The 13185-nt window shown below is 62.2% G+C and carries 10 protein-coding genes and 1 tRNA gene; 4 read left to right on the top strand and 7 right to left on the bottom strand.

Features of this window, described 5'->3' with window-relative positions; all coding sequences use genetic code 11:
• A partial coding sequence (locus EN738_RS06820; RefSeq protein ID WP_127283036.1) for a uracil-DNA glycosylase family protein occupies positions 1-470 on the top strand: 470 nt, incomplete at its 5' end.
• On the opposite strand, the gene EN738_RS06815 is transcribed toward EN738_RS06820, so the two are convergent.
• The 3 genes from EN738_RS06815 to dapA form a co-directional block, all read right to left on the bottom strand.
• Positions 439-1185, bottom strand: a complete 747-nt coding sequence (locus EN738_RS06815) for a GH25 family lysozyme (protein WP_127283035.1) — start codon at positions 1183-1185, stop codon at positions 439-441. The two genes, EN738_RS06820 and EN738_RS06815, sit on opposite strands and share 32 nt — an antisense overlap.
• 82 nt (positions 1186-1267) lie before the next feature.
• Positions 1268-1747: an SsrA-binding protein SmpB gene (gene smpB, locus EN738_RS06810; RefSeq protein WP_127283034.1), complete on the bottom strand. Its 480-nt coding sequence runs from the start codon at positions 1745-1747 to the stop codon at positions 1268-1270.
• A gap of 150 nt (positions 1748-1897) precedes the next feature.
• The gene (gene dapA / locus EN738_RS06805) at positions 1898-2779 is read right to left on the bottom strand and encodes a 4-hydroxy-tetrahydrodipicolinate synthase (RefSeq protein ID WP_127283033.1); all 882 of its coding nucleotides are present in this window, start codon (positions 2777-2779) and stop codon (positions 1898-1900) included.
• 360 nt (positions 2780-3139) lie between these two features.
• On the opposite strand from dapA, the gene EN738_RS06800 reads away from it, so the two are divergent.
• Positions 3140-5182: a lytic transglycosylase domain-containing protein gene (locus tag EN738_RS06800; RefSeq protein WP_127283032.1), complete on the top strand. Its 2043-nt coding sequence runs from the start codon at positions 3140-3142 to the stop codon at positions 5180-5182.
• Between the two features lie 88 nt (positions 5183-5270).
• Positions 5271-6155, top strand: a complete 885-nt coding sequence (locus EN738_RS06795; protein WP_127283031.1) for an alpha/beta hydrolase — start codon at positions 5271-5273, stop codon at positions 6153-6155.
• A gap of 158 nt (positions 6156-6313) precedes the next feature.
• Here EN738_RS06795 and EN738_RS06790 read toward each other — a convergent pair whose 3' ends face one another.
• The 3 genes from EN738_RS06790 to EN738_RS06780 form a co-directional block, all read right to left on the bottom strand.
• Positions 6314-7387 (bottom strand): site-specific integrase, encoded by a 1074-nt coding sequence (locus EN738_RS06790; protein ID WP_127283030.1) that lies wholly within the window; start codon positions 7385-7387, stop codon positions 6314-6316.
• A 242-nt stretch (positions 7388-7629) separates the two neighbouring features.
• Positions 7630-8763 carry a porin gene (locus EN738_RS06785; RefSeq protein ID WP_127283029.1) on the bottom strand — a complete coding sequence of 378 codons (1134 nt, stop codon included), beginning with the start codon at positions 8761-8763 and terminating at the stop codon, positions 7630-7632.
• Positions 8764-9007: 244 nt separating this feature from the next.
• Positions 9008-9098, bottom strand: a tRNA-Ser gene (locus tag EN738_RS06780).
• 452 nt (positions 9099-9550) lie between these two features.
• Here EN738_RS06780 and EN738_RS06775 point away from each other — a divergent pair.
• A complete protein-coding gene (locus EN738_RS06775) occupies positions 9551-10723 on the top strand; it encodes a porin (RefSeq protein ID WP_127283028.1) in 1173 nt (390 codons plus the stop codon).
• 665 nt (positions 10724-11388) lie between these two features.
• Here the strand turns inward: EN738_RS06775 and EN738_RS06770 are convergent.
• Entirely contained in the window at positions 11389-13068 is a 1680-nt protein-coding gene (locus EN738_RS06770; RefSeq protein ID WP_127283027.1) for a sulfotransferase, read from the bottom strand.
• Between the last annotated feature and the right edge of the window lie 117 nt (positions 13069-13185).

The following is a 13185-nucleotide window of genomic DNA, read 5'->3' as shown; positions in this document are numbered from 1 at the left end:
GCGCCAACCGCACCGGGCGGCCCTTCACCGGCGACTATGCCGGCGACCTGCTCTACGGCACGCTGATCGCGCATGGCCTGGCGCGCGGCGAGTTCAAGGCAAAGCCCGACGACGGGCTGGAACTGGTGCAGACGGCGATCACCAATGCCGTGCGCTGCGTGCCGCCGGAGAACAAGCCGGTCGGCGGCGAGATCGCCACCTGCCGAAATTTTCTGGTGCCGACGATCGGACGCTTTCCCAATCTGCGCGCTGTGCTGGCGCTCGGCTCGATCGCGCATCAGTCGACGGTGCGGGCGCTGGGCGAGCGCGTCGCCGCCTATCCGTTCCGCCACGGTGGGCGTCAGCAGGCCGGCGGCATCACGCTGTTCTCCAGCTACCATTGCTCGCGCTACAACACCAATACGGGCGTGCTGACGGAATCAATGTTCGTCAATGTGTTCAAGGAGATCGCGGCGTTTCTGGAGGAGTAGATTCGGAAACCCGCGTGGCGAATAGCTCAGCCAGTTTGTCCGCCCCGCCCTGCAGCACGTTCAGGTCGACATCGCCTTCGATGCCGTCGACGCGACCCCGGTTATGATACTGCCAGTAGATCCAGTCGTCCTTGCTGGGGCGTAGCGCCAGCGAGCGGAGCCAGCGCTCGCGAACGGCGATATGCGCGGAATAGGCCTGCGCCGCCTCATCGGTGAGATAGACGATCGCCGGCTTGTCGAAGGCCGCCTCGACCGGGCCGAGGAACGCCTGGAGCTCGGCGCTCAACTGCTCGGGCGACGGCCGCTGCGGGCAATTGCCGCCGAATTCGATGTCGACCACCGGCGGCAGCAGCGGCTCGCCGCGCGGCACCACCGAGAGGAAATTCTTCGCCTGGTCGGCGCCCGGCCGGCAGAAGGTGAAGAAGTGGTAGGCGCCGACCGCCAGCCCGGCGGCGCGCGCCTCGCGCAGGTTGGCGGCGAAGGCATCGTCGACATGATCGCCGCCTTCGGTCGCCTTGATGACGGCGAAGGCGACATCGTCGGCGGCGACACGCCGCCAGTCGATCCGGCCTTGGTGATGGGAGACGTCGATGCCCCTGACGGGGAACCGGTCGCGATCGGGAGAGAAGGTGTGGAAATAGATGAGCCCGCCCGCTGCAACGACGCACGCCAGGACAAGGCTGGCCAGGACCCAGAGGACGATCCGCTTCTTCAAGACTATCCCCCGATGTCGGCTCTTCATGTCCGGAAGCTGAAGGCCGACTGTTGGCTTTTTTCAGGCCAGCGCCTGAGATTCTTCAGCCGCGTTGCTTGAGCAGGCGGCCCTTCTCGCGCGACCAGTCGCGCTGCTTTTCCGTCTCGCGCTTGTCGTGCAGCTTCTTGCCGCGGGCAATCGCAAGCAGCAGCTTGGCGCGGCCGCGATCGTTGAAATAGATCTTGAGCGGCACCAGCGTCATGCCTTCGCGATCGACGCTCTGCGACAGCTTCGCCATCTCGCGCTTGGAGAGCAGAAGCTTGCGGCGCCGGCGCGGCTCGTGGTTGAAGCGATTGGCCTGCAGATATTCCGGCAGATAGGAATTGATCAGCCAGATCTCGCCGCCCTCGGCAGAGGCATAGGATTCCTGGATGTTGGCCTGGCCCTGGCGCAGCGATTTGACCTCGGTGCCGGTCAGCACGAGGCCGGCCTCGAGGGTGTCGAGCACCTCGTAGGAGAACCGTGCCTTGCGGTTCTCCGCAACGGTCCTGTTGTTGGGATCGGCTTTTTTGACTTGATTCATGACGTCCAGGTCCGTTTCGAAACCCGCTCCTGCGAGTCAGATGACGGTGTCACCGAGAACCGGAGCGGAGCGTACATATAGTACGTGAGCACCGGAAGCGCAGGTGGCGCCTTCAGATGGCCGCAGGAGTGGAGTTTCCAAACGGGCTCGTTAGTTTATCAAGCCGGCATGCTTCATCGCCTGGTCGATCTTCTCGGCCGTCGAGGCCTCGATCGTGACCAGCGGCGAGCGCACGACGTTCTCGACCTTGCCCAGCTTCGACAGCGCGTATTTGGCGCCGCACAGGCCGGGCTCGATGAAGATCGCCTTGTGCAGCGGCAGGAGCCGATCCTGCAGGTCGAGGGCCTTGGCGCTGTCGCCGGAAAGCGTCGCTTCCTGGAATTCGGCGCAGAGCCGCGGCGCGACGTTCGACGTCACCGAGATGCAGCCGACGCCGCCATGGGCGTTGAAGCCCAGCGCCGAGGCGTCCTCGCCGGAAAGCTGGACGAAATCCTTGCCGCAGGTGGCGCGCTGCTCGGAGACGCGCTCGACCTTGCCGGTCGCATCCTTGACGCCGACGATGTTCTTGAAGTCGTGCGCCAGCCGCCCCATCGTCTCCGGCGTCATGTCGATCACCGAGCGCGGCGGGATGTTGTAGATGATGATCGGCAGCTTGGTCGCGCGGGCGACAGCGGCGAAGTGCTCATAGAGGCCGCGCTGCGTCGGCTTGTTGTAATAGGGCGTGACGACCAGCGCGGCATCGGCGCCGGCCTGCTCGGCAAATTGCACCAGGCCTACGGCTTCCTCGGTGTTGTTGGAGCCGGCGCCGGCGACGACCGGAGCGCGGCCCTTGGCGACCTCGATGCAGACCTTGACCACCTGGCGGTGCTCGTCATGCGACAGCGTCGGCGACTCGCCGGTGGTGCCGACCGGGACGAGGCCCGTGGTGCCTTCGGCGAGCTGCCATTCGATGAAGGCGCGAAAGGCTTTCTCGTCGAAACGCCCGCTCTTTTCGAACGGTGTAACGAGCGCGGTAAGCGAGCCTCTCAGCATGTCGTCCAACTCCTTGGGACTTCGTTGGTTATGCATGTCGTTGCCCCAAAACCGGTATCCACTTTTGGGCGACATGCATTGTTGGGTTATGCATGTCATTGCCCCAAAACCGGTATCCACTTTGGGGCGGCATGCATTGGTGTTTTGTCGGTCGGTCTATCGTGCGCGCCTTCTAGCCGAAAGCGAAGCCGCGCACCATAGTCTCGACATGGTTCACCGGCAAGCATTGCCATGGTGCCAGCAAGCGCAAATCGAACGACCTCGATAACCTTATGTTTACGGGCTCTTCACGACCTATGTTTAGGCTTCGATGCGTCTTGGCCTGCTGGTAATGTGCTCGAACAGGAAATGACGAACCCCATGTCAGGCCGGCGGCCCCGTCTTTTCGCGTTTCTTGGCGCGACGCTTGCGCTGATGCCGGCCGCGGCGATCGGCGGCGGCGTCGACGTTGAGGTGACGTCGGCCCTCCCGGTAGCGCCCCTGGCCTATCAGGGCCGCCCGGACGCGCCGACATCGCCTTTCGCCGACGTCGCTGTTCTGAAGAGCGGTCTCGACAGTCTGGCGGCCAACGACGTTGCCGGCGCGCGCCAGGTGCGCGAGGCCTTGCCGGCCAATTCGCTCGACCGCCACATCCTGGCCTGGGCGATCGCGCTCTATGGCGGCGACCGGGTGCCGAGCGGCGATATCGCCGACGCCGCGCAGATGCTGCCGAACTGGCCGGGCACGATCGCGCTGCGCAAGAACAGCGAGCGCGCGCTCTATCGCGAGAACCCCTCCCCGCAGGTCGTGGTGAAGGCGTTCAAGGGCAGCCTGCCGTTGACCCCCGAAGGCGTGATCATCCTTGCCCGTTCCTATGTCGCGCTGGGCAACCTCAATGCAGCGCGCTCGGTGCTGTCGCCGTTCTGGCGCGCGGAAAGGCTGGATGCCAGGGACGAGGCGACGGTCATCAAGGAGTTCGGCGCGCTCATCCCGGTCGCCGATCATCGCTTCCGCATGGAGCGCATGTTCTATGCCGACCGGGTGAGTTCGGCGCTGCGCGTCGCCGCGCTTGCCGGCGCCGAGCGGCTCGCCGAGGCCTGGGCGGCCGCCGGCCGCGGCGACAGGAACACGGCCAAACTGCTCAACGCCGTGCCGGCCGCGCAGCGCTCGGCCGGCTATTTCTTTGCCGAGGCCGAATATCTGCGCAAGCAGCAGAAGTTCGACGACGCGGCCGCGCTCGTGATGAAGGCGCCGACCGACCGCGAGTCGCTGGTCGATCCCGACGCCTGGTGGGTGGAGCGCCGGGTGCTGTCGCGCGAGCTGGTCGACCAGGGCGACATGAAGACCGCCTACAAGATCGTTTCCATGCACGCTGCCGAAAGCCCGGCCAGCGCCGCCGAGGCCGAGTTCCATGCCGGCTGGTACGCGTTGCGCGGCCTCAACGATCCGGCCACCGCCGCCGCCCATTTCACTCGCATCGCCGACCTCGCGCAGGGACCGATGTCGCTGTCGCGCGCCTATTATTGGCTTGGGCGCACGGCCGAAGTGGGCGGGCCCGGCGACGCGAAGACGTATTTCACCCGCGCGGCTGCCTATGGCACCACATTCTACGGCCAGCTCGCCGGTGAGCGCGTCGGCTTGAGGACCCTCGACATCGCCTATCCGCAGCCAAGTGCCGCCGACCGGCAGAATTTTGCCGGCCGCGAGGCCGTCAGCGCCATCAAGCGTCTGCAGGAGGCCGGCTATGACCGCTATGCCGAGACGCTTTACCGCGATCTCGCCGGGCAGTTGACCAGCCCCGGCGAGCTCGCGCTGCTCGCAGTGCTCGCCGAAAAGCAGGGCAACCATTTCATGGCACTGAAGGTCGGCAAGATCGCCGCCCAGCGCGGCATCGACGTCGGCGCGCTGTCGCACCCGCTAGGCGTCATCCCCGACACCGCCGACATTTCCGGCTCCGGCAAGGCGCTAGCCTATGCGATTGCCCGCCAGGAGAGCGAATTCAATATCGGCGCGGTCTCCAGCGCCGGAGCGCGCGGGCTGCTGCAATTGATGCCGGGCACGGCCAGGCAATTGGCGAAGAAGGCCGGACTGACGTTCTCGCAGACGCGCCTGACCAGCGATGCCGGCTACAATGCGACGCTTGGCGCTGCCTTCCTCGGCGAGCAGCTCGACCGTTTCAGCGGATCCTATGTGCTGACCTTCGCCGGCTACAATGCCGGCCCCAACCGCGCTGCCCAGTGGGTGGCCAAATACGGCGACCCGCGCGGCAAGGACGTGGACGCCGTCGTCGACTGGATCGAGCGTATTCCTTACGCGGAAACAAGAAGCTACGTGCAGCGCGTGATGGAAAATTACGAGGTCTACAAGATGCGTATTTCCGGCAAATACGACATCGTCGGGGACCTGGTGAACGGGCGCAGTTGAGCACCTTCCTTCCCTCAGCCATTTGACCGCCCCTGCCCTCGCCTGTAGCACTCGCGCACGAATCGGCAATGGCGAGGGACGTGTCCGCATGCCAGGCGAAGCTTTCTCCGACTTTTTCTATGACGCGCCGGATGGGCTCCGGCTTCACGCCCGCATCTATGGCGAAATCAATTCGGGTCGTTGGCCTGTCGTCTGCCTGCCCGGCCTCACCCGCAACGCGCGCGACTTCCACGAATTGGCGCTCCGCCTGTCGATACGGGCCGGGCGCAAGGTCGTCGCCTTCGACTATCGCGGCCGCGGGCAATCGGCCTATGACCCCGATATCGGCCACTACAATGTGGGCATCGAAGCCGGCGATATCCTGGCCGGGCTGGCCGCGCTCGGCATCGAGGATGCGGGCTTCATCGGCACGTCGCGCGGCGGGCTGATCATCCATGTGCTCGGTGCGATCGCGCCGGCCGTGCTGAAGGCCGTGGTGCTCAACGACATCGGCCCGGTGATCGAGACGCAAGGCCTCGCCCATATCCGTTCCTATCTCGATGGCGCGCCGAAGCCGAAGACATTCGCCGAGGCGCTCAACGCGCAGCGCGAGGTGCACGGCGGTGACTTTCCGGCGCTTGCCGAAGCGGACTGGGAACGGATGGTGTCGGCGCTCTTTCGCGAGACCGACGCGGGGCTGATGCCGGATTTCGACCCGAGGCTTGTCGACACGCTGGCCGGTCTCGACTTCAGCAAGCCGCTGCCCGATCTGTGGCCGCAGTTCGAGGCGCTGGCCGCCGTGCCGCTGCTTGCCATACGCGGCGCAAACTCCAAGCTGCTGTCATCAGCAACGCTTGAGGAGATGCGAGAACGACATCCCGGCATGGAAGCAATCACGGTCGAGGGCCAGGGTCATGCGCCGTTCCTCGAAACGGGCACCTTGCCTATCGCCATCGCCGCGTTCCTGGATCGGGCGGAAATTCAAAAGAAGTAATCCCAAGCTCAAAATCGGCTACCGAGCTATTTTTGCAGTATAGAAACGCTTAAAAAGACAATCGCTTCCGGAAAATGGCGGCGACCGATTCTGACCATCGGCGCCGCCCTCATCCGCCTTCGGCACCTTCTCCCCGTGAACGGGGAGAAGGACTCAAGCTAGTTGGCCCTGAAGCTTTTCCTGGAGACCTTCACGGCGGCCGCTTCGCTCTTCGGCTTGCGCGCCGGCTTTGAGGATGTGGGCGTGGTCACGGGCGAGGAAAACATGGAGTTTTCCGCGCCCTTCGTCGCCCCGTCGCAGCGCGGCGTTTCCAGCACGAAGACGCAGCCGTCGAGGTCGTTGGTGGCGAGATGCGCGTAGCGCATGGTCATCGACAGCGTCTGGTGGCCGAGCCACATCTGCACGCGCCTGATGTCGATGCCGCCCTGGACGAGTCGAGAGGCGCAGGTGTGGCGCAAAATATGCGGCACCACTTGCTCGTCGGCGGCAAGGCCGACCTCGGCCTTCGCCTCGTTCCAGATGGCGCGGAATTGCGCCTGGCTGAATCTGGTGAAGGGGCCCTTGGGACGGCGTCCCTCGGTGACCGGCAGCTTGATCACTTCCTTGACGCGGGCGGTCATCGGAATGGTACGGCTGCGGCCGGACTTGGTGATCCAGAAGGAGACGCGGTGCTCCTGGATGTCGTTCCAGATCAGGCCGAGCGCCTCGCCCAAGCGGCAGCCGGTATCGACAAGGAAGACGGAGAGCCGGTAAGCGTCCTCGCTGCGGCTCCTGATTGCGGCGAACAGCCTCGCCTCTTCGTCCTTTTCGAGGAAACGAATCCGTCCCGCCCGCTCCTTCTGGCGGCGGAACTCGGGCAGGCTGTGAATATCCCCCATCTTGTGAGCCTTGCGCAGCAGTTTGCTGAGAGCAGCCATCTTGCGATTGATGGTTGCGTTGCTGTTGCCGCGCTGGCGCAGGGTTCCGATAAGGTTGTCCAGGGTGCTTTGGTCAAAAGCGCTGAAACGCTCCCCGAGGAGAATCTCATCGATTTCGCCGATGAAAGAGCTGACATTGTATTTATGTCGCCCATCATCCCAGAGTATATCCCGATATGCTGAAAACAGCTCTCCGACCCGGTACGACTTTACTTCTCTTATCTTGTTATAGCTGTATTTTATTTTTGCAGTTTGAGAAGAAAAGATCGCGAAATGGTCAGAGGGCACCCCCTCTTGAATCGCTTCGTTCGTCATTTTTTTGACCACACCCCCGAGTGGAAAGGCGACACCTATCCGCTTGGAAGCGTCCTTTCAAGAGTTAAGTCTGACAAATCCGATTTCACCCGCCAGAGGGCGGGTCCCACGAAACCGTTCCGCAGACTTCCGTTCAGCTATCGAACCCCCCTCTTCCTTCTGTTCACCCTGCCCGTCACGAAAACAAAACAGCCCGGGCGTTGAAGCGCCCGGGCTGGATTTTACCTGTGGACAACCAGCCCTTAGAACGAGCGCTGGAAGCGGAGGATACCGCCGACGCCGTCGCTGCTGCCGTGCCAGTCGCTGTCGGCCTTGTTGAAGTAGTCAACTTCGGCCGTGACAGTGAAGCCGGGAACCACATCGTAAGCGACGTTGGCAGCGAGACCGAAGGTCTTGCCATCGTCATACGACGCCTGCACGTTGAACGAGGCCTTCTCGTTGAACTTGTAGCTGGCGCCGCCCCAGACCGCCCAGCTGCCGTCCCAAAGCTTGAAGAAGCTGTGGCCGGTGTTCGGATCGGTAAAGTCGGAGTCGCTTCCGTAGCCGGCCATCACGAACGCCGAGATTGCGTCGTTGACGGTGACGTCCAAGCGAGCCTTGCCAGCCCAGGATTCGTAGTTGCTGTCGTAACCAACGACGCCGCTGATGGAACCCCAGCCCTGCGTGTACTTCACGCCGCCGACGACATGCGGAACGTAGCTGTCGATCGTGTCGGCGCCAGCGCCCTCTTCGAGCGAGACCACGGCCGAGAAGCCGTTGCCGGCGTCGAAGTAGTACTGGACGACGTTGGTGTCGAACGAGCCGTAGGGGACGAGGGTATCGTCGATGACGTTGCCGGCATACCCGTTGAACGTGTTGAAGGCCGATTCGTCCTTACCGACGCGCAGGCCACCGAGCTGGATCCAGGCGAAGTTCAGCGAGGGCGTCTTGTTGTGCGCCTGCCAGCCGGCCGGATCGTAGCCGGCGGGGAACGGGGCCGCCTGGTCATCATAGTCGCCCGAGCCGTTGCCGAAGTTGAAGCGGGTCTCGGTGAAGGTCTTCAAGGTGCCGAGCTCGGTTTCCTGGTTGGTCCAGGTCTTCAGCGTGAAGCGGGCATTCTTGTAGTAGGTGTCGTTGCGATCGGTCGGATCCAGGTGATCCGGAACATTCTGCACACCTTCGCGATCACCCACGCCGATGTCGTAACGGACAAAGCCGCCGATGCGCAGGCAGGTTTCGGTACCGGGGATGTAGAAGTAGCCCGAGCCGTACACGTCGCAGATCTTGACGTATTCAGCCGGTTCCGGCTCGGCGACGACAACGGCGTCGGCGGCGCGCGCACCGGAAACTGCGATCAGGGCCGCAGCTGAGCCGAGAAGAAGGCTCTTGATGTTCATTTTCTGACCTCCAGTCAGAATCGAACGAACTGGCGGAACCGGGCGCAAGAATTGCGAAGTTAACGCATTGATATTGCTATGCTTTCAAAGGACTTTACGAGATTCTGTATCAGCCGCAGAAGGTCGACTCCGCTGTCGTCGTAGTCATGACAGGCGAAGGTGAATCGCAACGGGCGTCGTCGATTCTGCTCTTATGAGGGATTCGCGGAGCTCGTCCTGCGCAGCCGCATGGCGCGAAGCAGGGTGGCGGAGAGGATGGGATTCGAACCCACGAGAAGCTTTTGACCTCTACTCCCTTAGCAGGGGAGCGCCTTCGACCACTCGGCCACCTCTCCGTTGCGCCGCTGGATAAAGAAAAGCTTCGGCACAATCAACAAGCCGGCGTCATTATCGCGGAAAAATCGGTTCCTGGCAGTGATGCCGCCTCGCCATGCGGCGATTCTGCGGCAATTCCCTGGCTGGCGACTCGGGCATGTGCGCGCAATTCGGTCTGCACGGCGCCGGATTCGGGCCGTTTGCAAGGGGTGCGAGCGCCTCGATAGTTAACGAGAGCTTTCTGAGTGAGGCCAAATCGTGTCATTTGTGCAACAACGCTCGGGGATAGCGTCCGGACAGCCCGTCCGTCGGCACGATCGTGGTTGAACCCCGCCGCCTCATGGGTAATGTCGAATTTGAAGGAGCGGCGCGGTGCGCATCTTTTTCGGTTAGTGGGGATGGGGCAGGGAACGCTGTCCTTCAGCAAAGAATACCCAGACCCGTTTTTTAACTTTTGACTGGAGGTCAGAAAATGAACATCAAGAGCCTTCTTCTCGGCTCAGCTGCGGCCCTGATCGCAGTTTCCGGTGCGCGCGCCGCCGACGCCGTCGTCGTCGCCGAGCCGGAACCGGCTGAATACGTCAAGATCTGCGACGTGTACGGCTCGGGCTACTTCTACATCCCCGGCACCGAAACCTGCCTGCGCATCGGCGGCTATGTCCGCTACGACATCGGCTTCGGCGACGTCGGCGCGTTCACAGGCGCTGAGTCCGTCGACCACCAGGATGGTGACGTGCAGGATACCTGGTACAAGAATGCCCGCTTCACGCTGAAGACCTGGACCGGCCAGGAAACCGAGCTCGGCACCTTGAAGACCTACACCGAGACCCGCTTCAACTTCGGCAACAACAATCGGCACGCCACCCCTGATGATCCGGCCACCACGACCATCGATGAAACCGATAGCAATCCCGCCGGCGGCAAAGGCATCTCGCTGAACTTCGCCTGGATCCAGCTCGGTGGCCTGCGCGTCGGTAAGGACGAATCGGCCTTCAACACGTTCATCGGCTACGCCGGCAACGTCATCAACGATACGCTGGTTCCGTACGGCGGTTTCGACACCAACGTCATCCAGTACTACTTCGACGCTGGCAACGGCTTCTCCGCCGTCCTCTCGCTCGAAGAAGGCTCGGGCGTCGTCGGCACGATCGACAGCTACGTTCCGCATGTCGTCGGCGGTCTGAAGTACACGCAGGGCTGGGGCGCCATCGCCGGCGTCGTCTCCTATGACAGCAACTACGAGGAAGTGGCCGGCAAGGTCCGCTTGGACGTCAACGCCACCGACGCGATCTCGCTGTGGGTCATGGGCGGCTACGGCACCGACGACAACCTCAACGATGACGCCGGCAATGCGATCGACGCTGGCGGCCGCGGCTTCTACAAGCAGTGGAGCGGCAACTGGGCTGTGTGGGGCGGCGGCACCTACAAGTTCAACGAGAAGACCTCGTTCAACGCTCAGCTCTCCTATGACGAAGGCAAGAACTTCGGCGTTGCGGCGAATATCGCCTACGACGTCGTTCCCGGCTTCACCGTCACGGCCGAGGTCGACTACATCAACGTTGGCGAGGATACCGTCTCCGATTGGACCGATGCCCGGCAAGAAGACGCCATCGGCGGTATGCTCCGCTTCCAGCGCTCGTTCTAATCAGCAGCGTCTGACCGAAATCGAACCCGGCGGGCAACCGCCGGGTTTTTTCGTCTTCGGGCGACAGCGCGCCAGACTCTTTCTGGAACCGCGCCCCGTCCCGTCGCGCAGCTTGCACCGGTCAATCCGGCACGCTGGCAAGAAGGCCCTTTTTCTTAACGAGGCTCTGCCATGCGCCTGCGCCCTCCCCTTACGTTGGCGGTCTCCTCCGCTTCCAGCGCTCGTTCTAACAGGCACGGCCTGACTGAAATTAGAACCCGGCGGGCAACCGCCGGGTTTTTTGAATTAGGAGATCCGACTATCAAGGTCGTGCTATCCGCGAGGAGCGAAGCGCGCGCGGAATCCGAGGGTGGCCTCTAAGTGCCACCGCGGAACTGGGTTCGCGGCGCCAGAGGACAGCGCCCGCGCCTCTTGCCGGCCATGTTCCCCGCAAGGCCCCGCAAGGTTAGATTGGATGTCGCGAAGTGCCTTTGCCAGTCTTCGGCTTCGAAGAAGGCGTGCCGAGGCAGACGGCTACCGATCTCGCCCTTGCCGGGTGAGGTGGTTGGCAGGCCAGAGAGGGTGAAACTCGACGGCGGGGCACCAGGTTCTGAACCGCGGCGCCCGCTTCGCATTCGCTCCGCTCCAGGAGGTCATGGTGGCTGCGCGTTGACCGCGAATGTTTCTTAAAGTTCAGCCAGATCTCCCAAGGCTTCAATCAATGGCTGGATTCTGCCTTCATAGTTCTTCCAGTGCTTGACTGACGACTTGTAGATCGGCTGGCGAACTTGCCAGCGACTGATTGTCCTGACCGAGCCCGCCTTGTCGAAAAAGCGAAGGCAGGCATCATTCCAAGGCAGGCCAAGATGGTCTATAAGACGGCGCGATTGCCTCTCCTGATCCGAAATGAGATCTTCATAGCCGTTCTCAAAAATTCGCCCGGGCAGAACCGTGTTCCAATGGCGCATAAGGCGATCATACTCGCGGTAGTACAGACCCAGGGTTTCCAGATCGCAACTGAAATTATGGCCTTCCTGAAGGTTTGAAAAGAAGCAAGAAAGACAATTGTCGATTGCGTCACGCCTGCAGTGAATAATCCGAGCATTTGGAAACAGAATCGCAATCAGCCCGACCAGCTCGAAATTGTGGGGCAGCTTGTCGACAATGTACGGAGCGTTTGCCGAATAATGACGCAGGTAGGACAGATATTCTTCTGCCAGCGCTTGAGATTGCGGGATCGTCATCGACCTTACCCACTGGCCGAAAGACTCCCCCGACCTGAGACTTAAGCCGATAGAGGCCGCCATTCGCCCCAGTTTCGTAAGCTCTCCGGCCCCGTGAACTTCCGGGTGGCTCGAGCAGATTTGCTCAGTCAAAGTTGTACCCGAGCGCGGCATACCCAAGATGAAGACGGGCACCTCGGACGGATTTCCATAAGCTGCTTTGTCTGCCAACAGCTGCGCATCGAACACGCCGATGAGCGAATCAACCCGCTTGCGATAGAAATCAATGTCGAACTCACGGGCCTTGAGCGCCTTGCCCTTCAAGAAATGATCCATCGCCTGGTCATAACGCCCCAGGTCGTTCAGGATCTTCCCCGCCGCCAGGTGAAGCAGACTCGACTCACCCGAGGAAATCGCGCTGTCGCCGAGTTCATTCAGGATTTGGCCGAGTTCGGGAGTCTCGGCAGAAAATTTTCGAGTGTTTGCAAAGGCAATGTAGCCTGCAGACACATTCACGCGCCCGGCAATGGCTTCGTTCAAATAGGTTGTTGCCTCGTCCATCCGTCCGAGGCCTATGAGTGCACTCGCAAGGCCCAAACCGGCGAGCGGATGATTGCGATCGATCTTCAGCGCTTTTTCATAGAGAGGCAAAGCCATTTCAGCCTTGTCAAACCTGCCGTATGCCTCGCCCAGCCGGCAAAGCGCCTCAACCAGATCCGGTTTCAGTTCACAGGCGCGCTGCAAGTGCTGAATCGCCAACGGGTGATCATTAACTTTCAGATAGGCTTCTCCAAGACTAAGCCGATAATAAGGGTTCCTCGGTTCCCGTGCCGCTGCACGCGCCAAAAACTTGATGGCCAACTCATCATCGACGCCAAGCCCGAGCGTGCCGAGAATGTACAGCGCAAGCGGATGGTTGCGCGTGCGCGCCAGGACGCGATGACAGAGCTCCTCGGCCTCCGCCAGCCGCTCAGCCTTTTGCAGTTCGAGCGCCTGTCGCAGCATCAGGTCGTCGGCCTGCGCACGCGACGGCGTTGGCTGCAACGGCCTTGCCTGCGGCGGCTTTGGCTGCGGCTGTTTGGCCGGTGGCGTGGACAGGCCCTTGAGATGCTTGGACCAGGCGGGAGGCAGCCGATTATTCATCTTGCCTCGCTAGCAAAATCGACCTGCGAAATCCAGCATTAGACTAGAGAAGGAACTCGCGGTGGGAGCTGAGCACTGGACATTTCCAGCCAGAGGCGTGCTGCTCCCCTCATCCAC

The organism is Mesorhizobium sp. M4B.F.Ca.ET.017.02.2.1, from assembly GCF_003998955.1.
Lineage (GTDB): Bacteria > Pseudomonadota > Alphaproteobacteria > Rhizobiales > Rhizobiaceae > Mesorhizobium > Mesorhizobium abyssinicae.
Note: the sequence above shows the minus strand (reverse complement) of the source record. Positions and strands in the feature narration are given on the sequence as shown.

Coding starts and splice junctions, on each gene's coding strand:
- EN738_RS06795 (WP_127283031.1), top strand. CDS start 5,271: ATGCCAGGCGAAGCTTTCTCCGACTTTTTCTATGACGCGCCGGATGGG.
- EN738_RS06800 (WP_127283032.1), top strand. CDS start 3,140: ATGTCAGGCCGGCGGCCCCGTCTTTTCGCGTTTCTTGGCGCGACGCTT.
- smpB (WP_127283034.1), bottom strand. CDS start 1,747: ATGAATCAAGTCAAAAAAGCCGATCCCAACAACAGGACCGTTGCGGAG.
- EN738_RS06775 (WP_127283028.1), top strand. CDS start 9,551: ATGAACATCAAGAGCCTTCTTCTCGGCTCAGCTGCGGCCCTGATCGCA.
- EN738_RS06770 (WP_127283027.1), bottom strand. CDS start 13,068: ATGAATAATCGGCTGCCTCCCGCCTGGTCCAAGCATCTCAAGGGCCTG.
- EN738_RS06790 (WP_127283030.1), bottom strand. CDS start 7,387: ATGACGAACGAAGCGATTCAAGAGGGGGTGCCCTCTGACCATTTCGCG.
- dapA (WP_127283033.1), bottom strand. CDS start 2,779: ATGCTGAGAGGCTCGCTTACCGCGCTCGTTACACCGTTCGAAAAGAGC.
- EN738_RS06785 (WP_127283029.1), bottom strand. CDS start 8,763: ATGAACATCAAGAGCCTTCTTCTCGGCTCAGCTGCGGCCCTGATCGCA.